The 23,657-nt window shown below is 40.4% G+C and carries 19 protein-coding genes and 1 pseudogene; 7 read left to right on the forward strand and 13 right to left on the reverse strand.

Annotation, left to right across the window (positions count from 1 at the left end):
• Nucleotides 1-65 precede the first annotated feature (65 nt).
• A complete protein-coding gene (udp, locus tag NQT69_RS11695) occupies nucleotides 66-827 on the forward strand; it encodes a uridine phosphorylase (RefSeq protein ID WP_256827843.1) in 762 nt (253 codons plus the stop codon).
• Here the strand turns inward: udp and cdd are convergent.
• Both cdd and NQT69_RS11705 read right to left on the reverse strand, forming a co-directional pair.
• Nucleotides 810-1,739 carry a cytidine deaminase gene (cdd, locus tag NQT69_RS11700; protein WP_256827844.1) on the reverse strand — a complete coding sequence of 310 codons (930 nt, stop codon included), beginning with the start codon at nucleotides 1,737-1,739 and terminating at the stop codon, nucleotides 810-812. The two genes, udp and cdd, sit on opposite strands and share 18 nt — an antisense overlap.
• A gap of 49 nt (nucleotides 1,740-1,788) precedes the next feature.
• On the reverse strand, nucleotides 1,789-2,166 hold the full coding sequence (locus NQT69_RS11705) for a hypothetical protein (RefSeq protein WP_256827845.1): 378 nt from the start codon (nucleotides 2,164-2,166) through the stop codon (nucleotides 1,789-1,791).
• A 221-nt stretch (nucleotides 2,167-2,387) separates the two neighbouring features.
• Here NQT69_RS11705 and NQT69_RS11710 point away from each other — a divergent pair, with 221 nt between their 5' ends.
• On the forward strand, nucleotides 2,388-4,430 hold the full coding sequence (locus tag NQT69_RS11710) for a tetratricopeptide repeat-containing sensor histidine kinase (RefSeq protein ID WP_256827846.1): 2,043 nt from the start codon (nucleotides 2,388-2,390) through the stop codon (nucleotides 4,428-4,430).
• A 5-nt stretch (nucleotides 4,431-4,435) separates the two neighbouring features.
• Here the strand turns inward: NQT69_RS11710 and ppc are convergent, their stop codons facing one another.
• Nucleotides 4,436-7,081, reverse strand: a complete 2,646-nt coding sequence (gene ppc / locus NQT69_RS11715) for a phosphoenolpyruvate carboxylase (protein WP_256827847.1) — start codon at nucleotides 7,079-7,081, stop codon at nucleotides 4,436-4,438.
• Nucleotides 7,082-7,300: 219 nt separating this feature from the next.
• Between ppc and NQT69_RS11720 the strand changes: the two genes are divergently transcribed.
• From NQT69_RS11720 to NQT69_RS11730, 3 genes are read left to right on the forward strand one after another with little or no spacing between them, the layout of a single operon-like run.
• The gene (locus tag NQT69_RS11720) at nucleotides 7,301-7,666 is read left to right on the forward strand and encodes a thiol-disulfide oxidoreductase DCC family protein (RefSeq protein WP_256827848.1); all 366 of its coding nucleotides are present in this window, start codon (nucleotides 7,301-7,303) and stop codon (nucleotides 7,664-7,666) included.
• Nucleotides 7,666-8,400, forward strand: a complete 735-nt coding sequence (locus NQT69_RS11725) for an SDR family NAD(P)-dependent oxidoreductase (RefSeq protein WP_256827849.1) — start codon at nucleotides 7,666-7,668, stop codon at nucleotides 8,398-8,400. Before NQT69_RS11720 ends, NQT69_RS11725 begins: the two co-directional genes overlap by 1 nt.
• Nucleotides 8,401-8,446: 46 nt before the next feature.
• Nucleotides 8,447-9,055, forward strand: coding sequence for a flavin reductase family protein (locus NQT69_RS11730; protein ID WP_256827850.1), 609 nt, complete (start codon nucleotides 8,447-8,449; stop codon nucleotides 9,053-9,055).
• A gap of 53 nt (nucleotides 9,056-9,108) precedes the next feature.
• Here the strand turns inward: NQT69_RS11730 and NQT69_RS11735 are convergent, their stop codons facing one another.
• From NQT69_RS11735 to NQT69_RS11755, 5 genes are all read right to left on the reverse strand, one after another.
• Nucleotides 9,109-9,507, reverse strand: coding sequence for a hypothetical protein (locus NQT69_RS11735; RefSeq protein WP_256827851.1), 399 nt, complete (start codon nucleotides 9,505-9,507; stop codon nucleotides 9,109-9,111).
• A 6-nt stretch (nucleotides 9,508-9,513) separates the two neighbouring features.
• A complete protein-coding gene (locus tag NQT69_RS11740) occupies nucleotides 9,514-10,458 on the reverse strand; it encodes an ornithine cyclodeaminase family protein (RefSeq protein ID WP_256827852.1) in 945 nt (314 codons plus the stop codon).
• Between the two features lies 1 nt (nucleotide 10,459).
• Nucleotides 10,460-11,545 carry a M24 family metallopeptidase gene (locus NQT69_RS11745; protein WP_256827853.1) on the reverse strand — a complete coding sequence of 362 codons (1,086 nt, stop codon included), beginning with the start codon at nucleotides 11,543-11,545 and terminating at the stop codon, nucleotides 10,460-10,462.
• Entirely contained in the window at nucleotides 11,542-12,591 is a 1,050-nt protein-coding gene (locus NQT69_RS11750; protein WP_256827854.1) for a proline racemase family protein, read from the reverse strand. Before NQT69_RS11750 ends, NQT69_RS11745 begins: the two co-directional genes overlap by 4 nt.
• Nucleotides 12,592-12,827: 236 nt before the next feature.
• A complete protein-coding gene (locus NQT69_RS11755) occupies nucleotides 12,828-15,821 on the reverse strand; it encodes a TonB-dependent receptor (protein ID WP_256827855.1) in 2,994 nt (997 codons plus the stop codon).
• Between the two features lie 503 nt (nucleotides 15,822-16,324).
• On the opposite strand from NQT69_RS11755, the gene NQT69_RS11760 reads away from it, so the two are divergent.
• Nucleotides 16,325-17,293, forward strand: coding sequence for a dihydrodipicolinate synthase family protein (locus tag NQT69_RS11760; protein WP_256827856.1), 969 nt, complete (start codon nucleotides 16,325-16,327; stop codon nucleotides 17,291-17,293).
• A gap of 232 nt (nucleotides 17,294-17,525) precedes the next feature.
• Here NQT69_RS11760 and NQT69_RS11765 read toward each other — a convergent pair whose 3' ends face one another.
• Together NQT69_RS11765 and NQT69_RS11770 are read right to left on the reverse strand one after the other, a co-directional pair.
• The gene (locus NQT69_RS11765) at nucleotides 17,526-18,254 is read right to left on the reverse strand and encodes a linear amide C-N hydrolase (RefSeq protein ID WP_256827857.1); all 729 of its coding nucleotides are present in this window, start codon (nucleotides 18,252-18,254) and stop codon (nucleotides 17,526-17,528) included.
• On the reverse strand, nucleotides 18,227-18,634 hold the full coding sequence (locus NQT69_RS11770; protein WP_256827858.1) for a linear amide C-N hydrolase: 408 nt from the start codon (nucleotides 18,632-18,634) through the stop codon (nucleotides 18,227-18,229). The genes NQT69_RS11765 and NQT69_RS11770 overlap by 28 nt, the downstream gene beginning before the upstream one ends.
• Nucleotides 18,635-18,731: 97 nt before the next feature.
• Here NQT69_RS11770 and NQT69_RS11775 point away from each other — a divergent pair, with 97 nt between their 5' ends.
• Nucleotides 18,732-19,745 (forward strand): GGDEF domain-containing protein, encoded by a 1,014-nt coding sequence (locus NQT69_RS11775; RefSeq protein ID WP_256827859.1) that lies wholly within the window; start codon nucleotides 18,732-18,734, stop codon nucleotides 19,743-19,745.
• On the opposite strand, the pseudogene NQT69_RS11780 reads toward NQT69_RS11775, so the two are convergent.
• From NQT69_RS11780 to NQT69_RS11790, 3 genes and pseudogenes are all read right to left on the reverse strand, one after another.
• A pseudogene (locus NQT69_RS11780) lies at nucleotides 19,735-20,217 on the reverse strand (transposase); the annotation flags it as partial. The gene NQT69_RS11775 and the pseudogene NQT69_RS11780 sit on opposite strands and share 11 nt — an antisense overlap.
• 1,134 nt (nucleotides 20,218-21,351) lie before the next feature.
• On the reverse strand, nucleotides 21,352-22,020 hold the full coding sequence (locus tag NQT69_RS11785) for a GntR family transcriptional regulator (protein ID WP_016707038.1): 669 nt from the start codon (nucleotides 22,018-22,020) through the stop codon (nucleotides 21,352-21,354).
• Between the two features lie 134 nt (nucleotides 22,021-22,154).
• Nucleotides 22,155-23,651: an aldehyde dehydrogenase (NADP(+)) gene (locus tag NQT69_RS11790; protein WP_256827861.1), complete on the reverse strand. Its 1,497-nt coding sequence runs from the start codon at nucleotides 23,649-23,651 to the stop codon at nucleotides 22,155-22,157.
• Nucleotides 23,652-23,657 lie beyond the last annotated feature (6 nt).

Genomic DNA, 23,657 nt, shown 5'->3' on the forward strand with positions numbered 1-23,657 from the left:
CAGGCAATGTCATAATAGTAATGATGTTAGATTGACAATACTCATATGATTTAAAAGGCAACATTATGGAAAAGGTTTTTCATTTAGGACTTACTCGCGACGATTTACAAGGCGCAACGTTAGCAATCGTGCCGGGCGATCCTGATAGAGCTGCACGCATCTCTAGTTTTTTGGAAAATCCACGTTGTTTAGTACAAACCCGAGAATTTCATGCTTACTTAGGCTTACTTAGCGGCCAACCTGTTGTGATATGTTCAACCGGTATTGGCGGCCCATCAACATCTATTGCAGTAGAAGAGCTAGCTCAATTAGGTGTTGATACATTCTTACGCATTGGTACGACAGGGGCTATTCAACCACATATTAATGAAGGTGATATTTTAATTAGCCAAGCCTCTGTTCGCTTAGATGGCGCAAGCCAGCACTTTGCACCACTTAATTACCCTGCGGTATCTGATTTTTTTGCGACCCAAGCCATGGTTAACGCCTGTAACAATCTAAATATTGATTTTCATATTGGTATAACGGCATCAAGCGATACCTTCTACCCAGGTCAAGAACGCTATGATACCTATTCAGGCTACGTGCCAAAAGCATTCCAAGGTAGTTGCGAAGAATGGCAGAAGCTTGGCGTAATGAATTACGAAATGGAATCGGCTACGTTATTCACCATGTGCGCAGCGCTTGGCTTAAAAGCTGCTTGTGTGGCAGGAGTATTAGTAAATAGAACGCGCCAAGAAATACCCAATGTTGACCACGGCGAGATTGAGAAAAAATCCGTTGCCGTGGTACTTGAAGCCGCTAAAGTACTACTGAATAAAGCTTAAGCTATAGCTTTGTAAAGCTGGTAAGTTATCGTAACTTGCCAGCACAGCTTCACTCACTTGCAGTTGATTTTCTGCACCTTCAGATTGTAATAATTCTACTTTTTCAACCGTCTTATTATCCAAACTTAAACCAGCTAAATAAAGCTGACTAATTGCACTTTGTAATGGGGCAAGGCTTGGGCTATAGGCTGCATTTTCAGCATAACGTCCATAAAAATTGCCATGGCTAAATGTGGTTATTTTTACCGCACTAAAGTTTTGTGTATAAGGTACATAAGCCTGCTTTGCCTGCTCAATAAGCACAGGACAAACCTCAGAGTTTGCATCCACATGAGCAGATTGTGGAGCCGGATTAAACAAACTATATTGATTACCCAAATCCTTAGGCCCAAACGCGGCAGGTAACAATTCGGTGAGTTTAAATTGTTGAGTCGGCAATAAAATATCGAAAGTTTCCGCATCTGCTAACTCATTCATAAATTGGCGGCAATAACCACAAGGTGCATCACTAATCGCTATTTTAACAATAGATTTAGCACCATTGAGCCAAGCATTATTTATTGCTGATTGCTCAGCGTGCACCACTAAACTCAGCGGCTGATGTGCAAATTCAACATTAGCACCAAAATAAAAACTGGGCTGTTGTTGTGCATCTAAGCCCACCACAATTGCTCCCACTAAAAACTGAGATATAGGCGCCACAGCAAATAAAGAGGCAATAGGTAAACAAGCCCTGAGTAATTGTGCTTGAGTGAGTGAATGCTCAGTACAAAGTGTTTTAATATCTGCTGCAGTTAATCGACCCAGTTGTGACTTAACTTGATTGAACAATGCATTACGCGCAGGTTCAGCAAATTCGAAGGTGTGCCCTGTTATTGAATTTATAGGCGAAGAAGATGTTGATGAAGTCATAAACAAATTTTACTTATTTAATGGCTACACAGTGTAAAATGTTCAGCGACTAATTACCAGATTGATTTTCCAGCCAACTTTTCGCAGTAGCAAAACACTCAAAGTTTTCCGCTGGTATGCCAAATCGCTTTGCTTTTTGTAGAAACAAATCGTGCATAAAACCATCAAAGCTAACTATTCTGGCAATCAGGTAGTCTTTTAGCCAACCCGATATAGTCGGCATAATATTTAAAAGCTCGCTGGCTGGAAAATCATGACTGAGCTCAGATACATCGACCAGTAGCTTGTTGCTACTATACATTTCGCCATATTGCTGAGCAATCTGATAAAAATTAATCACATCCTGTGCACTTGCAGTCCCTTTTAATGTCATCATTATTAATGATGTGGATGCATCAAATGTGATGCAAGTTGAAACATTAGACATACAATAGACTCGGTTAATTGATGGAGTGCCAAAAAGCGAGGTATTGTAATTTTTTATTGGCACGAGTCAAGAAATATAAGTCAAACAGGTCAGACCAGGAGTGATTTCCAGATAAAAGTACTATATTTCTTGAGCGCAAACGGGAATTTTCTGAGCTTAGTTCTTTGCCCTTTCGCATATAATCACAGGCACATGATGAAAAATCATCCAAGGTTTAATAAATGTGCCGTATTGCTTTACTTGTCGTATTTTTAATTGTTTCGTCGTCTGCGTTCGCTCAGCCATTGAGCAAACAAGAGTTTGAATTATTACGCAATGAAATCCGTGATAATTACGCACAAAGCCCAAAATTGGCACTGCAAGATTTAAATTCACTGATAAAAACAGGTGACTTTACCCCAGATCAAACATTAGTGTTACTTAATTACAAGGCCTGGTTTGAGTTGGAAGCCAAGCATTTTTCTGACGCTATGCGCACACTGGTTAGCTATAAAAGTTTAGCTCAACGCTCAACACGCACAGGGCTGTTGTATGGGTATTATAATATTTCAGGCGGGATTTATACCCAATTAAACTTACACCAACTGGCACTTGAAAACTTCTCTAAAGCGCTCGAATATGCCGAGCTGCTAAACCATGATATTACCAACCAAACGCTTAATAACATGGGTGAAGTGTATTACGCCCTAGAAATGTTTGATGAAGCCGAACAAGCATTTAGGCGTTACTTAACGTATTTAGCCCCTTCGAATAAGCCTTTAGATATATCAATTGCGACGATTAATTTGGCTAGGGTTTTAATTGCAAAACAGCAGTATCACGAAGCCGAAGCATTAGTGTTAGAGCAAAGCCAAATACAAACTCAACAGCAATTTAATTACTTACTCGCTGACTCTCATTTACTCATGGCTGACATACAAAGTGCCCAACAGCATTTCGCAGCTGCACTTGAGCACATCAATAAATCTCTCGCTATCTTTAATGATCAACAGATGAAAAGCAACGAGATCAAAGCCCATTTTAAGTTAGCTAAACTTTACGCGCAAATGGCAGAAACAGATAAGGCCAGCGCACAGCTTGCCATAGTAAGTAATGATGCCAGCACCCGTAGTGATTTAGCCTTTGCCTCAAAAGTATATGAATTTCAGTCATTAATGCTTGAAGAAAGCGGGCAATTTAAAAAGGCGATTGCATCTTACAAAAAGCATCGTGAAGTGCAAAATCAACTAACAGCCAGGCAAGCTGACGTAAACCTTGCTAAGGCGCTTGCTGAGGCTGATTTAAACGCTAAAGAAGTCGAAATAGCAGAACTCACCCGAGAAAAACAACTCAAAGCAGCAAAAGCCACTGGCTTTAAAAATCTATTCATTGCCGTGGCTATTTCATTATTGATTATTCTGATTGGCTCATACCTTGCGATAACCAATATCCACAAACGTAAACAGCGTTTAAGCGATGCTTTAGATGAACTTGAACAAACCCAAGCGAACTTGATCGAAGCTGAAAAAATGGCCTCACTCACGGCGCTGGTGTCTGGGATGGCTCATCAATTAAATACCCCGATTGGCACCGCTATTACGGCAGGCTCATACCTTACTGATAATTTACAGCAACTTGAGCAGCAGTTTAAGGACAAAACCCTCCACCCCAATGACCTAACTAACTTTATTAAAAATAGCGGTGATGCAAATAGCTTAATACTCAATAATATCAACCGTTTAGCAACAATGGTTGATGAGTTTAAAGCGCTCAACGTGTCAATATCACTGAATAAACCCATGAGTGAAATAGCAATTAAACATACGCTTTGTGAGCAAGTAGATACATTACACAATAATTTTGCTAAGCAAATAAGTTATACCGTTGAAGGGGATGAAGTAAATATAGTGACTTACCCCAGTATCATAGCCGATGTATTGAAAACCTTAGTTATCAACGCGTATGAGCATGGCTTTAATGATGTAGATGATGCAAAAATTTCTATTAATATTGAACAACACAACGACAGCATTAAAATTATATTTCAAGACAATGGCAGTGGGATTGATAACGCTATTTTAAAGGATATTTTCACCCCGTTTTATTCAACAAACTTAGGTGGAAATCACTTAGGGCTGGGGTTAAATGTGGTGTTTAATGCAGTTAAATACAACCTTTTTGGCAATATATGCGCCGAGCCTTGTGAACACGGCGCACGCTTTGTACTGACATTACCTATTGATGGCCCCAAAGCTGCCAAAGAGCACAATGAAGCCATAAAATAGAGTCACTAACCGGTATTACGCATACCTGCTGCAATACCTGTCATGGTGATCATTAATGCATTATCAATGTCACCCGAGGCACCTTCTTGCGCTTCACGAGAACGTTTTAGCAGTTCTACTTGTAGTACATTTAACGGATCGGTATACGGGTTACGTAAGCCAATTGACTCTTTGATCCAAGGCTGATCAGCCAACAAGCTTTGCTGCGGGCTCAGTGACTGCACTAATGCAATTGCTTGTTTAAGCTCTTTACGTAGTTCTTCACCTAGTGGCTTATATTGCGGTTCAACAAGCGCATCATCATAGTGAGCACTTAACCAGCAATCGGCCTTACTAAATACCATTTCGAGCATTTCTAAACGAGCTCTAAAGAACGGCCACTGCTGGCTCATTTCGTTTAAAGTCTCAACGCCGTATTGTTCAACTGCGGCTTGTAAGCCTGTTAACGCCCCCAACCATGCAGGTAACATTAAACGGTTTTGGCTCCAGGCAAAAATCCATGGAATAGCACGCAAACTTTCAACGCCACCATGTGGATTACGCTTTGCAGGGCGCGAGCCCAATGGCAATTTACCCAGCTCTTGCTCTGGCGTTGCCATTCTGAAGTACGGCACAAAGTTTTCATCAAAACGCACCACATTACGATAATGCTCGCATGATTTCTCACTGATCAAGGCCATCACATCACGCCATTGCTCTTTAGGCTCTGGTGGTGGTAATAAGTTACTTTCAAGCACGGCTCCGGCGTAAATATTTAAGCTTTCTAAGGCAACATTTGGTAAGCCAAATTTAAAGCGGATCATTTCACCCTGCTCGGTTACCCGTAAGCCACCTTTTAATGAACCCGGTGGTTGCGAACGCAACGCTTGTGCGGCAGGCGCGCCACCACGGCCAACTGTACCACCGCGTCCATGGAATAAAACAAGTTCAATGCCACGCTCTTGGGCAAGGTGTACCAGCTTATCCATTGCCTCATACTGCGCCCAACCAGCGGCCATCATGCCAGCATCTTTGGCAGAGTCAGAATACCCAATCATCACATTTTGTACACCCTCAGCTTGCCCACGATACCAAGTATTATCAAGTAGTTGGGTAATAACACTGTGACCTGCGTTTAAATCATCAAGGGTTTCAAATAATGGCGCGACAGGAAGCTTAAAGCTACAACCACTTTCTTTTAACAATAACTGCACTGCTAACACATCAGAGGCTGTGCGTGCCATTGAAATAATGTATAAACCGAAAGTCGATTCATCTTGCTTTGCGATTACATCAAAGGTGTCGAGTACTTCTTGCACATCATTACTTGGTTGCCAATGTTTAGGTATCAATGGCCGGCGAGAATTCAGCTCTGCCAGTAAAAATGCTTGTTTGTCTTCTTCTTGCCATTGATTGTAATCCCCTAACCCTAAATAACGGGTTAACTCAGAAAATACATCCGCGTGGCGTGATGAATCTTGGCGCACATCAAGCTTAGCTAAACGAATACCAAAGCTATTGATACGACGCAGAACATCCAGTAATAAGCCATTTGCTACCACACTCATATTGGCTTTCAATAATGAACGATAACATGCCTCAAGTGGCTGTTTTAATTGGCTGATATCGGTAACAATATCTTGCGCTTCGGTGCGCTTATTCATTATTTTAGCGCCTAAGTGAGCAACCGTTTCACTCACTTGTGCTTTTAATACTTTTAACACTGCGCGGTAAGGTTCAAAATCTTGCCCAGCCAATTCAACGAGCTCGTCGCTAGCTTGTGACATTGACAGCTCAGTACTTAAGGTATCGATATCACGGCTATACAAATCAAGTGCCATCCAACGGCCATGATCCAGCACTTGTTGTGTGACCTGTGAAGTCACAAATGGGTTACCATCACGATCCCCCCCCATCCACGATGTAAACTCAATAGGGCTATAATCATTTGGTAGCTCAAGATCTAACTGCTCTTTTACTTCTTTACTAAAGTCTCTTAAAAAGCGCGGCACAGCATGCCAAAGGCTGTTTTCAATAACCGCAAAACCCCATTTAGCTTCATCAATTGGGGTTGGCCGAGAGCGGCGAATATCATCCGTATGCCAAGCTTGACTTATTAATTGAGCAATACGATTAAGAATATTTTCACGCTCATATTCCAAGTTATCAGTACGCTCAAGCGCGGCTAGACAGTCACTTAATTCAACATGTTTATTAATAATCGTACGACGTGTTACTTCTGTCGGGTGTGCGGTTAAAACTAAATTGATATGTAATTTAGACAAGCTATCAGCAATTTCGTTAGGATCTAATTTGCCCTGTTTTGCTTGGCTAGATAATGCTTTTAACGTTTGTGTGAGAGGGCTTAATTGACAAAAGCCAACATCGTTAAAACGAGAAATAGTATGAAATTGTTCTGCTACATTGGCTAAATTTAAAAAATGGTTAAAAGCGCGAGCCACTGGCAATAATTCTTCGTCAGTTAATGCGTGCAGAACATCAATTAGGGCATGGCGGTCTTGCTCGTTACCTGTGCGTGATGATTTTGCTAAAGCGCGAATTTCTTCAACTTTATCTAAAATCGCTTGTCCTTGGGTATCTTTTATTGTTTGGCCTAATAACTGGCCTAATAAATTGACGTTCCCACGCAAGGCGGCATATTGTTCACTCATTCCAAATACTCCATTGTTGATGTTTATACCCAAAGGGTATGAGTAATAAGCGGTGCATGACTTTAAAGCGTGGAGTGAGAGTAGAAACAAAAGCCAACACGCGCTTACCTTTATTGTTCTGAACCTCTATTAATATCATTCATAAACCCAATTTAACAGATCCAAAGCATATTCTATTTCGTAACAAGTAATAATGTACCTAATAAGCAATGACTCGTTATGATTATATTTTATGATGGCAACTGCCCTCTTTGCGCAAAAGAAATGCGTTCATTAAAGCGCGCTGATGCACATAACAAAATTAAACTTGAAGACATTAACAGAGACGACTTTGAAAGCCGTTACAGCTACATTAAACGTGAAGACGCCATGGCTTTTTTGCACGGCCAACGAGATAGCGGTGAAATGCTTTACGGCCTAGATGTTACCTTTGCAGCTTGGCAAACCGTTGGCCGTCACTCATGGTTAAAACTGCTGCAATTACCTATCATTCGTTTTTGTGCAGATATAGGTTATTGGCTCTTTGCCAAGTATCGTAAACAAGTCACGACCTTGTTTTGCACCAGCCGATGCGGGATAAAGTAATGGCAAAGGTGTACGTTCTTTTTGGTGCAAACAGTGCCATTGCAAGTGCTTACTTAGATACGATTGCAGATCATGACTCCCGCGCGAGCGTTATTTGCGTTAGTAGGCATGCTATTAACCTAAGTGACAACCGTCTCGACATTCAATCATTCAAATGCGACTACTCAAAAGCAAACCTGAATGAATTAACAAACCACCTTAAAAAGCACAACGTAAAGCCTCATCAGGTCGTTATATTCAATGGGCAATTACACCATGAAGAGGCCATGCCTGAGAAAAAGCTTGAAGATATTGATGAGCAATACTTTAACACCTTATTAAACACAAATGCATTAACGCCTATTCTATGTTTGCAGGCGATTGCCCCATTATTAGATCACAAAACGCCCTGCACCATAACCTGCCTAAGCGCGCGTGTTGGCAGTATAAGTGATAATAGGCTAGGAGGCTGGTACAGCTATAGAGCGTCAAAATCCGCGCTTAATATGCTATTTCAAAGCGCAGCCATTGAGCTTAGTCGTCGGGCTAAGCAAACACGTTTAGTGTTGTTTCATCCAGGAACCACGGATACTGCTTTATCAAAGCCATTTCAAAAAAATGTTCCGCACGGCAAATTATTTAGCCCACAGTATGTAGCACGCTCACTCTACTCAATTTTACAACGGCCAAATGAATTAACAGAAATAGGAAATTGCGCCTACATTGACTATCAAGGGAGCAAAATCCCTTGGTAATACATTTACCCACTTACTCAATTTAACGCTCTTAAAAGGAGTCACAATGCAGTTTGATTCAAAAGCACTCGAGCAGCTTGATTCACGTTATCGCGCTCATTTAATTAATTCATTGTCTGGGTTCAAAAGTGCCAATTTAATTGGTACACAAAATAAAAATGGGCAAACAAACTTGACCATTGTTAGCTCGGTATTTCACTTAGGTGCACACCCTCCTCTCGTCGGCATGATCATTCGACCCCACAGCGTACCACGACATACCTTTGAAAATATTAAAGAAACCGGCTGTTATACAATTAATCAGGTCAATCGTGATATTTACAGCCAAGCTCACCAAACTTCGGCTCGCTATGATAGGGATGAGTCAGAGTTCGATGCAACCGGTTTAAGCACTGAATATTTAAATGGCTTTAACGCTCCGTTTGTTTTACAGAGTCGTTTAAAATACGCCGTAAGGCTTGTCGAGCATCAACACCTTAAAATAAACGGCACCGAGCTTGTGATAGGCGAAATAATTGATTTACACATAGACGGAAGTGTTATTAGCGACGATGGTTATATCAACATTGAGTCTCTTGATACGGTTGCGGTAAGTGGTTTAGATAGTTACCACACAACACACGCGATTACACGTTTACCTTATGCCAAAAAATAGCGAGTTTGATTGTGTAAATAACCCTAAGCTATCAAACTCTTTTCATAATCGCTTTAGCTAAAACTGAAGCTGCCTATTAATAAACTCAGCCCAGCTAATAACCAAATTAAAGTAAAGCTTTGCCAAAGTTGGGCATTATTATAAATAATGTTCGGGTTATCGCTGTCAACCAATACCGTACACACGATTCCTTGCTTAAAGCGCGCTAATAACTTTTCATCATGCCCTATTAGCGCACTGTGTAAATGCCCATTAAAACGAAAACTCACCAACATTGTTTGCAGCTGTACCAACTCTAGCGTAGCAATGCGATTGCTTACCACAGCAGTGATATTTTCAACTTCGCATACTCGCCAATGATGTTTACTAATTTTACATTTCAGCCAACGAGCTAAAGGTAGTAAACCAACCGCCATAAAGCAGATGCCTAACGTTAAAAATACACCACTCATACCGTTTTAGCCTTGTACTGATTGATAAACAAGATTCGCTGCAATTAAATCACTAAGTGCTGTACCTACTGATTTAAAAACAGTTATATCTGTTTCATTAAAACGCGCATAGGTATTTTGTTGCGCTAATTGCGCAAGCTCTGCGCACACATCTTGCTCACTAAAAACACCTTCTTTAATCGGAATAAGTAGCTCACCCGCTTCACTTAACACATTTTCTCGGCTATCTACGTACACGCGACTGCGAATCATAGTTTTGCTATCACACTCTCTTGCTTCACGGTGGTGATTACCGATTAAATCAACATGGGTGCCCGAATTTAGCCAGTCACCATTAAATAATGGTTCTGCAGATCCAGTAGCACAACTGATCACATCAGCACTATAAATTGTTGCTTCGTTGTTTTGCCCTATGACAAACTCAACATCAGTAAATGTCGCTTTTAAACGAGCTTGTAATGAAAGTAGTTTTTCATGATTGCGTGCAATTAAGGTAACACGTGTAAAGTTACGCACGCTAAGGTGTGCCCTCACCATATATTCAGCTAAGTTACCACTGCCAAAGAATACTAAGTGTTTGCTATTCTCACGGGATAAATAATAGCTGGCCAATGCAGACACTGCCGCCGTGCGCCATAAAGTAATACGCGTACCATCAACTAAAGCTAACGGCTCGCCATGCTCGCGTGAAAACAACATTATTTTAGAATATAAAGACTCATAACCAGCTTCGCTATTTTTAGGAAAATACGTAAAGGCCTTTACCCCAATCACCTGTTCATTCCACGCGGGCAAAACTGCAAACGCATCATGGCTTGAGTTACTTTCATCAAGCTCATAAACATTACGTTTTGGCATGCCAAAATCTTGGCCAAAGCCTTCGCGCATTGCCAAAAGCAAAGTGTTAAAATCAAGTGCGTTATCAATCTGATTTTTATCTATAACTTGCATGTTAAAGCTCCAGCTCAAATGGCTTCGGGGAGTGAGTTAAAACCTCAAAGCCTGCGGATGTTATTAAAATGTCGTCCTCCAACCGAACACCACCAAAATCTGGAATATAAATACCCGGCTCAATTGTAATAACATTCCCGGCTGCAAGAGTATGTTCAACATGACTATTTATAAATGGCTGTTCGTGCAAAAAAAGCCCTAAGCCATGGCCGAGCCCTTGTCCGGCAAATTTGCCATAGCCTGAGCGTTCTAAAATTTGTTGAGAAATATTTTGCAGCTCAATGCATTGCACACCCGGTTGAATTAACTCAATAGCCGCATGTTGCGCTTGAGCAACGGCGTTATAAATATGTGATTGTTTTTCTGTTGCTTTACCTAGTACATAACTCCGTGTCATATCCGAGCGATAACCATTAACTACGGCACCAAAGTCCAAAGTAATGAAGTCACCTTCTTTTAGACTTTTGTCGCTAGGACTGCCATGTGGAAGCGATGTTCGCTCAGCAAACATTAAAATAGTGGCAAAGGACATACCTTCAGAGCCTAGTTTTTGCATTCTAAATTCAAGCTCTAATGCCAAGTCTCGCTCGGTGACGCCTTCTTCAAAATAAGGTAGGGTTTGCGCTAAAGCTTTATCAGCAATCGCTGCTGCTGACTTTATTTGTGTTACTTCCCAATCATTTTTGACTATACGTAAACGCTCGACTAGCCCTTGAATTGGTATCAGTGTATGTGCCCCAAGATCAGCAGCAACTTGTTGCCATAGCGCCACATTGATAAATGCAGCATCATAGCCAAGATGGCTGTTACGAGGTAAGAAACGATTAATACAGTGCCCTAACGATTCGTTATCTCGATCGCGACTGATCACTTCAAAGCCAGAGCATTCATTTTGCGCGCGCTCAAAATAACGATAATCTGTTATTAATGTATTGTGCTCTAGAGTAATTAACGCATAAGCTGCATTACCACTAAACCCAATTAAGTAACGAATATTTTCATGCCCGAGTATTAATAGTGCAGTTAAATTTTGCTGTGCCATTCGATGTTTTATTAATTGTTGGCGTTGAAAAAAATGATCGTTCATCGAAATATAAATCCTTCTTTTAGCGGATCATAAGGATCAATTAAAAATGTATGCTGACCTGTCACATAAGCACTGCCACTAACGCGAGGAATAACTGCTTGAGTAGCTAGGATTCGAGTGTGCTCCTTTAACTCAACTGTAAACGCACAACCTAATATGCTCTCAATTTTAATACGTTGATGTAGCGATAATCGTCCTTTCGCATGCTCTAGTGCAACCCGTGCACTCACACCCGTACCCGTTGGGCTGCGATCGAGTTCACCATGAGCAAAAATACATACATGGCGACTAAAAACATCACTGTTAGTTATTTGACTATTAGAGTAAAAAATAACCCCGTAAAGAAAGCTTAAATCATCACTTTCAGGGTGAACCGGCGGGTAGGAATCATTAATTTGCTGTTTTATTGCTTTGCCTAAAGATATTATTTGCTCATGGTTTTCAGGCGATAAGTTCAAGTCGAGTGCATCAGCATCAACAAACGCGTAAAAAGCACCACCAAACGCGATATCGTAATTAATTGTGCCAAACATAGGCAAGTCAACATGTTGATTTAATTTATCAACAAAGCTCGCTACATTATCGAAAAACACTTGCTGGATTTTATTTCTTTTGAGCTCTACATACGCTTTAATCAGCCCTGCTGGGGTATCGATCCGTAATTCATTAATTCCGTCAGTAAAATGAGCGATCCCACTGTCTTTAGCTGCCGTTGCTAGTGCAATAATGGCATGCCCGCACATGGTGCTATAACCTTCGTTATGTAAGAAAAGTACCCCAAAATGGCTGGTTTCACGCTCAGGAGGGGTTATTAACGCACCATACATATCTGCGTGGCCACGGGGCTCAAACATCAGAGCTTTACGAAGCTCATCAAAACGAGCTAAACAATCAGCACGTTTTTCAAGCATGGTTTTCCCTTGCAAGTCGCTAAAGCCATCAATAATTATGCGAAGGGGTTCACCTCCCGTATGCATATCAAGTGTTTTTATTGCTAACCAGCCACTATTTGGTTGTTGCCAGTGAGAGAACAAAGTATGGATCATCAGTAATCCTTATTATTTTGTATACAGTATATCTTTAAAAAATAAAGTGCAATTGTTTCAATTTAATTCAGTTGAAACCTAGTTTAACAAGTAATAAAAATGCCGAGCAGTTTCCTGCTCAGCATCATAGCTGTATTGCTCAATAAGAGAATGTGCTTAAACATTTTGCCTATTTAGCTTTCGCTTGTTAGATACTAAGTACTAAAACGGCAACAAACAGCTACTCACCAGGGAAATTAAAACTCTATACGTGCAGTTAAAGACACATAGCGAGCACCTTGACGGCCTGTAACTAAGCCATAATCAGGGTTTAGCTCTAAGCCATTATCGCCATATTGTGCACGCTCCTCATTAATTGATACTGCACTATCGCCATCAAATAAGTTATAGACCGTGCCTTTTAAGGTCATATCAGAACCAAAGAAATCAGTGTAATAGGTTAATGACATATCCACGTTAGTTAACCAAGGTAAGTTACCTTTGCTGCCTCGTGGTGCAGGGTTGCCGTTTTCATCATAGTGTGATGCTTGGTCATAGTATTTACTAATACATGCATCCCACGGACTGCCTTGCTCACAACTATCAACACCTTCAGGGTGCACTGAGAAATAGCTTTTTGGACGGCCTGAAGTTGTTCTGGCCACTAAGCCCACTGTCAGTGAATCTGTAATATTATAGGCGCCACTAAACTTAAGCGCATGGCGGTGATCATTAGGTAAATTACCATACCCGTGATCCATCAAATCACCATAGTCATAAGATGTTGTCCAGCCAGGATCGGCTTGGTTATTATCAGTTTTAACTAAGCCTTCTGTATTCCCGTAACTATGTGACCAGGTGTAAGATGTATTAATACGTAAGTCATCAGTTACATTGCCATCTAAAGTAAACTCAAGGGCAAGGTATTTACGTTTAGCTTCAGGTAATGCAAGTTCATCGGCACTTAGGTTTACGTTATCGATTTGCCCATCACCATCAAAGTCATACGACATTTGAATCGCTTCACCTGGGTTATTAAGCACATAATATGAACCTTGCCCTACGTTATCAGCGATCCCCATTTCAGCAAGCTTTTTAGCCAGAACAGGACCAACATCGGTATCTTCAACACTGCGACCTAGATCACGGTAGATGGCGCGTACACCCGCCGACATAGTGTCAAACACTTCTTGCTGATAGCCTATTGTGAACTCATCACTGTACATTGGTTTTAAAGAAGACGAAGCAATTAACCCAGGCTCTGTAATACCACGCTGACGCCAGCGCCTATCACGTAACATATCACCACGACTTGGCGAGCCATCAGCCAATAAACTCGGTGATCCATTACTGTCTAAATCATCTAACTCAAAATATTCAAACCACTCAATAGATGCTGAGCCCTGAGTGATATTCATGTTTGCAGACACAGGTTGAAAATAACGCCCATAAGTGGCAAATATTTTCGCGCTACCATCACCTGAGACATCATAAATAGCCTGTAATCGAGGTGCTATTTGATTATCAATATCGACAAAAGCACGGCCATCTGTCACTGTGTTTTCAAACTGACTGTAACGCAATCCCATATTAAGCACTAAATTATCAGTTGCTTGCCATGAATCATTGATGTAAAAAGCCAATGAAGTTGTATCTGAATCAACTTCACGACTACGTACTCGTCGCTCTATGAAGTCACTACCTAAAGCTGCACCAGACACATCATTTTCGCCAGCGGTTTTTACTGTCCACCAACCTTGCGCGTCGCCGATACCATTTTGACCTTCAAAGTAATCAACTTTCACATTGGTATAATCAATACCAAACTGGATAGAATGCATATCCAAGTCCCAGTTAAAGTCAATTCTTGCTTGATCCCGTGTATACTCTTCTTCAGTAACAGATGAGTTTGTGTGCTGGCTTAACGTTACGAAACCATTACGCTCATCCCAAACACCTGGATTAGGTGAAGCGACAACGTTCTCAACATTTTCCGTTACACGTCCAACAACCGCAGACACAGAAAATGTATCGGTGAGGTAACCGTTATAGTTAATACTATATACATTGCCGCCATCTTCGCCTGGCGCATCTACACCTTTTTGGTCACCTACCACATTATCTTGCCAGTTATAAGCGAATGTTTTGTCAGTCCAAGTGCGTTTGTTATTCATCGCAGAGAAACCGACTGAATGGTCTTCATTAATGAACCAATCTACTTTGGTAAACCAGCGGTCTTCATCACGTTCAAAATCTGACAGTGTGGTTTGCCCAGCCCCAGTTGATTCTTCACGACGAGGTGCAAATAAACCATAAAAGAATAAAGTATCTTCGATAATAGCGCCGCTAGCCCATAACTGTAACTCTTTAAAATCATAACTACTTTGTTGTGTGTTTGTACTTATCGTACCGCTGTCTTGAAATATCGAGTCATGTTGACTACGAAGACTATCAGGATCCCAGCGTACCTCTGCACCAAACTTAAAATCATTATCACCTGATTTAGATACCGCGTTTACAATCCCGCCTAATGCGCCACCAAATTCAGGGCTTACACCACCCGTTTTGACCTGAGTTTGCGAAATAGCTTCCCAAGGTAGGCGAATAGAACCTAACCCTGTACGGATACTTGTTACATTCAAGCCATTGAAGTAATAGCCATTTTCAGCAGCTGATGAGCCGCCAAAGCTTGATGCTCCTTTAAAGTTCGAACCACCTGGTGCAGCAGTTCCCGGTGCCAATAAGGCGATACTTTCAAAACCCGTATTTACCGGCATTGCTTTGAGTTCAGCATCACTGAACGTTAAACCAGAGGTAGAAGAGGCCATATCAACACGGCGAATAGCTGAACCTGTTACAGCGATACGCTCAATGTCTGTACCTGCTTTATACAGTTGCACATCCAGAATAATGGATTGCCCAATAGTCACTGCTACATCTTCTTCAACCAGTGTTTGGTAACCATCTTTTACGATTGTAACGTCATATGTACCAACCGGTACATTACGTAAAAGGTAATCACCTTCTGCATTGCTGGTAATGGTATAAACTAAACCTTTCGTTTTATGCTTAAGCGTAATAGTTGCACCAATCAGATCATTGCCTGATTGCGCAACAATATGGCCTTTTACAATACTGCTACCATCAACGGCTTGCGCGGTCGGTGCCATCATCAATGCCGCAGTTACTGCAGTTGCTAGTAAGGTTTTTACACCCGCTCCCCGAGTTTGCTTTTTATTATATGTAAACATGAATATGTTCCTTGATCCTGTTGATTTTTTATTGTCTGTCGTACCTCTGACGTAAAAAATATACACTCATTACATATTGTATACAATATTAAATATACATAAATTTCACATATTTTTATGAAAAGCATAAGATCAATAAGAACCGATTACATATTTTATTATTAATATCAATTTGTTGAGTCAAAATTACATAGCGCTTACAAAGCAAAGCGAGTGAACAAAGTAATTCATACAGGGGTAAATAACTGCAGCTATAGTAAAATTCAAATTCAAAAGTAAAACGCTGAGCATAACTTGTCGTAACAAACCTGCAAAACGTATTTTCGCTTTGTTGACTTGGACTGACTAAGCGTTATTACACGTCAATACACTGCTTACCTGTTGAACCTTATTGAGCTTTACTTATGTTATTAGTTTATTTTTATCTCGGCCTTGCCGAAGTAAATTTTACTGATACAATAACAATGTATAATGTATACAATATAATTATAAGAGGAATTATAATGGAAACTAATAGTAAAGATTGGCGATATACTGTTATGCCAGCTGTATTTACATGGCTAAAAGAAACTGAATCCGGAGCCGTTGAAATTGACCTTGAAGCAACACAAAAATACGCTGCGGATATCTTAAAAGTGCAAGGTAAACATGGAACCAGAATGGGTGGTCTGGTCGGCTCCGGCACATTGGGTGAGAACAGTTACCTAAGCTCTGAGCAGCGCCTTTCTTTACTCAAAGCCCTTTCAAGCGTTGCGAAAGAGTACAATGTGCCATTGATCAGTGGCGCTGCGGCTGAGACAAAAGAAAAACTTGCCAAAATAGTTACAGAGCTTGCGACTGTAGGCGTAGATACCGTTATGGTAATGCCGCCAAAAACAAAAGAAGCGCCTTGTGATGAACAAATGTATGCGTACTACGCACTTGCAGCAACAGCGGCAAAAGAGGCTGGCATAACAATAATGCCCTATAACAACCCTGACGCAGCTGGCTATCATGCGCTTTCAACTGAGCTTCTAACAAGACTTGCTGCCCTACCTGAAGTCACTGCACTTAAAATATCAACTATCGACGTGTCAGTTATTGAAACAATGATGTTAGAGAACAAAAATTTAAAAGTATTGGCCGGTGTTGACACCGTTACTGTACATGCAGGACTCGCAGGCGCATATGGCGGCATTACAGGTGTGGGCTGCATATTCCCAAAAGCGAGTATTACAATGCAAGAGTATGTAAATAACGGAGAGTGGGCTGAGGCAAATAAAATATCTCAGGCGATGAATTCCATATCCTATCTTGATGCACAGCCGTTACTTTTAGAATACCTTAAGTTTGCTTTTGGCATTCATCATAATGATCTAACAGGTGGGCTTCGTACCTTTGGCAAAAAGCTAACTCAACAGCAGATTGATGATGTTCACACACGCTATATCAAAGCAAAAGAAAGACTTGAGATTCTGGGTTTACTAGACTGACTACTTCAAAGGTTGGAAAAAACTCCGTTTATACGGAGTTTTTTGTCTTTAGAGTTTGACAATTTGATGCTCGCTCTACTCGTTAATTAACTATGTATGGCTCTTACACACTTAGATTAAATAGCACTAAATATTATAAATAGCTTACTACTCAAAATAATATTTATGAATATTCTGAGTACTTATACAAAAGCAAATAATGAGCCTACAGATCCATAAGGAGCAACTCTTATTAGTGATGGTTCACTTTACAAAAGGGATCTCTTGTAGGTAATAATTGATTTGCAACATTGCCACTTGTGAAGTTATTTGATGCTGCGTGCTCTTCACTGCTATCACTCATAATAGACACTCGTGTTGGAATCAACTTAACATCCGATATGTTTAGATATAAAGCATTCATAGTTTGGGCATTAGCTACATAATATTTTAAACCATGGTGATCAGCTAAGTTAGTCCATATGGTGCGAGATGTACGTGGAGCTATGTTCGACTCTTCGCGACTTGTCATACGCATATCAAAGTTAATTGGTTGAGCACAGACCCCCATAAATGACCGTGTTTGAGCCACTGCAAGGTAGTCAGCCGTTTCAGGTAATGAAAAGTTTAAATAATAAGACCCACGTTCAAAGCGCTGTGTTGCTTCAGCACCACCCGGTGTAGCCATAATAGACGATGTTGGATTTTTAATATCTGATAAGCCTGTTTGAAAGCGCCAGTACTCGTTTAAAATTAACTGCCCTGCATACGCTGGTTCATTCGTGACAACGCGATAGTCGGGGCTATGATAAATATGAACTTTCTCGCCGCGAAATTCAGCAATAGCGCTATCACTCTTTCCATCTGAAAGGCAAATATGCATGACAGGAGCAACCGCTGAGCTATCAGGCATCTCTTCCGAAATAAGACAATGGTGATCAGACTTAATTGCTTCTATCCCCTCTTGGACACTTGCGCACATGTATCAAGTATATATTGCACCATACGAAGAATACTTAAACGAGGTTTATCAGATTTTGTTTCATCAGGGAATCGTGTTTCACCATCATACAACGCATTAACAACCAGCCCTTCTTCATTTAAGCCATCAGCGGCAGCAAAAGCAACCTTTGACGACGGGTACTCTAATACGGTAACAAGACTTCTATAGCTTGATGTCCATGTTAGAATGCTGGTATTGTTTTTACCATATTCTGTATCTGCAAAATTTTGATCTACTCCTTGGCGCTCCAAACCTGCCGGAAATGCATAAAGACTGCTGGTTAACTGCCAATACCAGTCCATATTCCTCCCTGTTACAGGGAACTCTTTATTTTGACTGTTAAAAATTCTTGTACACATATACACTCCTATTAAAGTGTTTAATAATTACAATAATGTTGCCGAGGTGACAAAACCACGATGACTAACCAACCTTAACTTTACGAGTAAAGTAAAAATGCATACCAGTAGTACTTTAATTGATAACCAAGATAGGAAACGGGTTTTACTTGCTGCTAATTATTTTATAGCCGTGATGAGCGCTTTTACTTCTTACATTAACTTTAAGGTTGGCACCTATTTGGCGCTTGCTTCTATTCAAGCCGTAGTTGTTTTTATATGCTTTTATTTAATTTTAAAAATTCGAAGCGATAAATTGAGGCTATCATACAGTTTAATAACCTCTTCCATTTATATGCTATTGGTGACTTATGCAACCTACATGAGCAATTTAAACACGGCTATTGGTGCATGGGGAATGACGTTACCCGTTTTATTTTATTTTTTAAATAGTATACGGCCTGGCTTTATCTTTTCCATCATGTATTTGTTCATATACACTTGGATTTTAGTCGGTGTTTATAATACACAAAGTATAAAACCATTAGCGAACTTTGTTTTAGCGTATCTTATTGTTTGGGGGATCGCGCACGTTTATGAAAAAAACCGCCTAAAAAATCAAGCTCAGTTGACAGTGTTAGCTTTAAAAGATCCATTAACCAATGCAAACAACTTACTGGCATTGAGACATGATTTTGAGCAACGAACGAAAGCTGAAAAAGGTGTTGGCTTAGCCATGCTAGACATAGACTTTTTTAAAAAAGTTAATGATACCTACGGGCATGATGTTGGGGATGATATATTGATGCAACTGGTAGAGCTTTTTCAGCAAAAAGTATCTGAGAAAGATGTTTATCGTACAGGTGGCGAAGAGTTTGTATTATTATTTGATGCCAGTGAAGATGAAGTGTTAAAAGTGTTAAAAGAAATATGTACAGAAACAGAGCATAAGATATTTAACTGTTCCAATGGAAATAATATAAATGTAACTCTTAGTTGCGGGTTTATTCATTTTTCTGCTATAGCGCTACAAGAACCTAATAGTCTCTCTAAAATGTTAAAAACAGCCGATCAATTGTTATATCACGCAAAAGAGCAAGGGCGAAATCAAATAATCACAAGAGAAAATTAAATAAATGTGCCTTCCTGTTTCTCCTGTTCGATTTCAATTTACAGCCATCAATCGCAAGCATATTACGGCCTATCAAACCTTCTTCATCACATATCATCAGCACTTGGGTGAACAGCGGTTCAATCTGCTCATGCATTTTGGCCACGAAACTTGCTATTGATGTGTAATGCGGCTGAATATCCCCTGACACACTCATGAACAGAATATTGTTCTCACAGGCCTTGGCTATTCGGCGGCTACTAATTAATCCATGAGCATAACCAAGTAAAGTAATTTTTAACATCACCGTGGGTGGATACGCCGCAGCGCCTGTTTTGTCGTTGTTATACCACGCGTCAAAGCCCGATAAATCGAGTTTATTTTCGACAATATAACAAAGGGCATATTCAAATGTTCCCGGCAAAATTTGCTCAGTGAAATTGATAGGAATGAATTTGTTTTGGCAGGATAAGTCAGGCTTATAGTTGGCCATAACAATTTACCGTGGGTGAATAATATCTACTAGATCACAGTAACCCAGTGGATTCAAGGTTAAAAAACACTCAAGTCAAATGTGTAGAGTCAGTTCCTAAAAAGAGTAATTCTACAGCCTCAACGCCCCAATAATGGGCAAATATCAGTTGGTTAAAATAAGCGACGCAGGAGCAAAAACCAACTGTTATTTGTCCTGATTAATTGGCTTGTTATGTTTTAAATTACACCTAGGGCAAGATTCAAGTTTATATAACTCTTTGATATCTAAGTTCCATGTTGTGCGAGTAAGAAAAGTAAAAAGCCAGTTACAACCACAATTAGGACATTTAACGCCAAACTTACCAATAAAAAATGATAAGACTAAAAATAAACAACCAACAATAGAAATAACGAGATCACCAAAAAACGCGAATAAGCCGCCAACACAAAATAAACTTAAGCAAATATTTAATTTCGTATAAACGCCTGAACTGCGTATTAGACTCATAGTTCCCTTAAAACATAACAGCGTTTTACCAAGAATACCGATAAACACTCTTGAGTGATTATCCTAAACTGCGTAAATACACATTAAAATTTATAGTAATATTATTAACTTACTAATTTATGATGAAGATGACAACAAAAACTAGCCACGGCCATACCGAGGATTTACTTAATCGAGAACGAACATTTTTGTTAACCGAGAATGAAGACCGTATATCACAATAAAATCAATTGGTTACTTTAAACTTAAAATACCAAGCGAGAATTAATGCTAATTACATAGCGAGAATTTTAGTATTGAAACCACAAGACCCCATTAAAGGAACGCACTTACCTTATTTTAGTGAAACAAAAATGAGCCGCTCAATAGCTATGAACGCATGCAAAAAGATACACTGCATTGTTGAAATTTAAAGTACTTAGTTAAGCCTTGTTTAATTAGAAAGGCGATAAAACACAGCTAAAGGGTATGGTTTGAGATATGAAACAAACTCGTTCATTTCATATCTCAATACTTGGCTATTAATGGCGTTACACTCAGTGCGCTTATGATGCCTAACTTGGTTAACTCATTCACTGAAAAGTACGCCCCTAAGGCAATGAACTATTAAGTGAGTGCTGCACAGTGTAACTACAACTTATAAAGCTACCTTTTTTCGTCTTCGATTTTTAATAATAGCTTTTTAATGTCGTTTTTGGCGCCCAAGATATGTTTTTTCAAAAAGTCACAGGCTTTTTTAGTGTCTTTTGCGCGACAGTGATTTAACAATGTACGGTGCTCTTCGGGTGCAGTGGTTAAACCACCAGCCAGTAAAATATGCATGCGTACATAGCGCTCTGAATTTTTACTATACATATCTACCAGCTCACGAGTTTGTGGCCGTTGCGCGCGCGAATATAATTTACCATGAAATCGACTATTTAAATCGCCCGTTGCTAAATGGGTATCACCTGCATCCATAGCGCTTTCAAGCTCAGTTAAAATAAGCTCAGCGTCGATTAAATCTTGATCTGTTAAACCGTCTATTGAATGGCTTAGTAGCTCAGCTTCAAGTAAGGCTCTTAAATCAAAAATCTCATCAATTTGTGATGCTGAAAGCTCTGTTGCAGTCGCTCCTTTATGCGCTTCGAAGTTAACAAGCCCTTCCGCTTCAAGCTGAAGGAGTGCCTCGCGTACAGGGATACGGCTTACATTAAGTTCCGCAGCGAGTGCAGCTTGACGTAGTGGATCACCGGCTTTGATCTCACCTGTTAATATTTTTTCACGGATTGCTTCTGCGACTAATTGGGTACGGGTTTTGTGCTCGATAGCCATGGTGAACCTCTTACATTGCATTTAGCATACATTATACTCAAGTTCACTCATATGCCAAGTTAGAATCTGCCTAAGACCTAGATAAATAAGGGGTGAAGCGGGAAATACAATCTGACTTCCCCGCTCAATAAACCCTAAGCTTGATAGCAAATTGGTCGCATAAATCGTAACATTGCATTTGTGCCCACTGAGGTACTGCGTATATCCGTTGAACTTGGGAATGGCCCTCCGTGATTCATTGAACCGCACACTTCAACGCCTGTTGGCATCTGGTTTTTGATTAACCGCCCTACTTTATATTGCAACGCCTCGATGATTGGCTCAGCTTGAGTTAAATCATTATCTGTGCCATGGATACTCGCAGTTAACTGGCCCTCTAACTGATTTATCACCATCATCAGTTGCTGTTCGCTATCATAACGAACAATTAGAGCCGCCGGACCAAATACCTCTTCATGTAATTGTGGTGTGGTCAAATAGCTATCAGCGCTACAAGCAAACACATGAGCATTGGCGTGAAAGTCTTGTTCAAGCATCCCTTTACCTAACAAACTCACATCAGCAAGTTCAACCCGTTGATTTATTTGATGCTTAAATGTGTTTACTATCCCCGGTGTCAGCAAGGTATCTGAAACTGATCTACAGATATTATCAGCCACTTCGGTTTCTAGTTCGTCACACCCTGTTGGCACTAACCAAAGCCCAGGGCTGGTGCAAAATTGACCATTTCCCATCAACATTGACTGACACAATGACTGAGCAATACCCTTTGCTTCTTTGCTTGCTTTATTTGGTAAGATTATTTGTGGGTTTATACTCCCTAACTCACCGTAAAACGGGATCGGTTCTTCACGTTTCGCAATCGTATCTTGGAGCATACTTGCCACATTAAATGATCCGGTAAACCCAACGGCTTTTATCTGCGGAGCAGCCACTAATTGATGAGAAATGTCATACGCTTTGCTTTGTACCATGGCAAAAACCCCTAAAGGCATTGCACATTCTTTAATAGCGGCTAATACTGCTCGTGCCATTAACTCACCCGTTCCTGGATGTGCTGTATGATTTTTAACAATCACCGGGCACCCAGCTGCAAGCGCTGCGGCAGTGTCGCCGCCAAGGGTTGAAAATGCATATGGAAAGTTAGACGCACCAAATACAGCAACAGGGCCTAGCGGTAAGTAGTTGAGTTCAGTATGAGGCTTGGCCATCGGTGCTCTTGTTGGATCTGCTTCATCAACTAATTTTAAGCCTAATGGTGATTCAGGGTTTTCACGTAATGCATTGGCAAAGGCTTTAAGCTGATTTACGGTGCGCATTCGCTCACCTTGTAAACGAGCAAATGGTAAATTAGTTTCTAACTGCGTTTGCTCTAGTAGGTTATCACCCAACGCTAAAATATGCGTCGCAATACAATCTAAAAAGTCTGCGCGTTGGGCGTAAGTCGTTTTACGGTATTCTAAAAATGCATCTTGTGCAGCATTAACCGCTGCGGTCAATTCAACCGCCCCAATATTAAAAAAGCGCGTTGCTAATGGGGTGTTTTGCGCCGGTGAAAATGCATGAAACTCACCATGCTCACCTTGGCCTAGCCATTGCCCTGCGACTAAACTTTGTCCTGTTAATGTCATGCTTTA

It is taken from the genome of Pseudoalteromonas shioyasakiensis (genome assembly GCF_024518675.1).
GTDB classification, from domain to species: domain Bacteria; phylum Pseudomonadota; class Gammaproteobacteria; order Enterobacterales; family Alteromonadaceae; genus Pseudoalteromonas; species Pseudoalteromonas shioyasakiensis_B.

What these genes read in the sequence shown, in the direction of transcription:
- udp (WP_256827843.1), top strand. Translation starts at nt 66, where the DNA reads ATGGAAAAGGTTTTTCATTTAGGACTTACTCGCGACGATTTACAAGGC.
- cdd (WP_256827844.1), bottom strand. Translation starts at nt 1,739, where the DNA reads ATGACTTCATCAACATCTTCTTCGCCTATAAATTCAATAACAGGGCAC.
- NQT69_RS11705 (WP_256827845.1), bottom strand. Translation starts at nt 2,166, where the DNA reads ATGTCTAATGTTTCAACTTGCATCACATTTGATGCATCCACATCATTA.
- NQT69_RS11710 (WP_256827846.1), top strand. Translation starts at nt 2,388, where the DNA reads ATGTGCCGTATTGCTTTACTTGTCGTATTTTTAATTGTTTCGTCGTCT.
- ppc (WP_256827847.1), bottom strand. Translation starts at nt 7,081, where the DNA reads ATGAGTGAACAATATGCCGCCTTGCGTGGGAACGTCAATTTATTAGGC.
- NQT69_RS11720 (WP_256827848.1), top strand. Translation starts at nt 7,301, where the DNA reads ATGATTATATTTTATGATGGCAACTGCCCTCTTTGCGCAAAAGAAATG.
- NQT69_RS11725 (WP_256827849.1), top strand. Translation starts at nt 7,666, where the DNA reads ATGGCAAAGGTGTACGTTCTTTTTGGTGCAAACAGTGCCATTGCAAGT.
- NQT69_RS11730 (WP_256827850.1), top strand. Translation starts at nt 8,447, where the DNA reads ATGCAGTTTGATTCAAAAGCACTCGAGCAGCTTGATTCACGTTATCGC.
- NQT69_RS11735 (WP_256827851.1), bottom strand. Translation starts at nt 9,507, where the DNA reads ATGAGTGGTGTATTTTTAACGTTAGGCATCTGCTTTATGGCGGTTGGT.
- NQT69_RS11740 (WP_256827852.1), bottom strand. Translation starts at nt 10,458, where the DNA reads ATGCAAGTTATAGATAAAAATCAGATTGATAACGCACTTGATTTTAAC.
- NQT69_RS11745 (WP_256827853.1), bottom strand. Translation starts at nt 11,545, where the DNA reads ATGAACGATCATTTTTTTCAACGCCAACAATTAATAAAACATCGAATG.
- NQT69_RS11750 (WP_256827854.1), bottom strand. Translation starts at nt 12,591, where the DNA reads ATGATCCATACTTTGTTCTCTCACTGGCAACAACCAAATAGTGGCTGG.
- NQT69_RS11755 (WP_256827855.1), bottom strand. Translation starts at nt 15,821, where the DNA reads ATGTTTACATATAATAAAAAGCAAACTCGGGGAGCGGGTGTAAAAACC.
- NQT69_RS11760 (WP_256827856.1), top strand. Translation starts at nt 16,325, where the DNA reads ATGGAAACTAATAGTAAAGATTGGCGATATACTGTTATGCCAGCTGTA.
- NQT69_RS11765 (WP_256827857.1), bottom strand. Translation starts at nt 18,254, where the DNA reads ATGTGCGCAAGTGTCCAAGAGGGGATAGAAGCAATTAAGTCTGATCAC.
- NQT69_RS11770 (WP_256827858.1), bottom strand. Translation starts at nt 18,634, where the DNA reads ATGTGTACAAGAATTTTTAACAGTCAAAATAAAGAGTTCCCTGTAACA.
- NQT69_RS11775 (WP_256827859.1), top strand. Translation starts at nt 18,732, where the DNA reads ATGCATACCAGTAGTACTTTAATTGATAACCAAGATAGGAAACGGGTT.
- NQT69_RS11785 (WP_016707038.1), bottom strand. Translation starts at nt 22,020, where the DNA reads ATGGCTATCGAGCACAAAACCCGTACCCAATTAGTCGCAGAAGCAATC.
- NQT69_RS11790 (WP_256827861.1), bottom strand. Translation starts at nt 23,651, where the DNA reads ATGACATTAACAGGACAAAGTTTAGTCGCAGGGCAATGGCTAGGCCAA.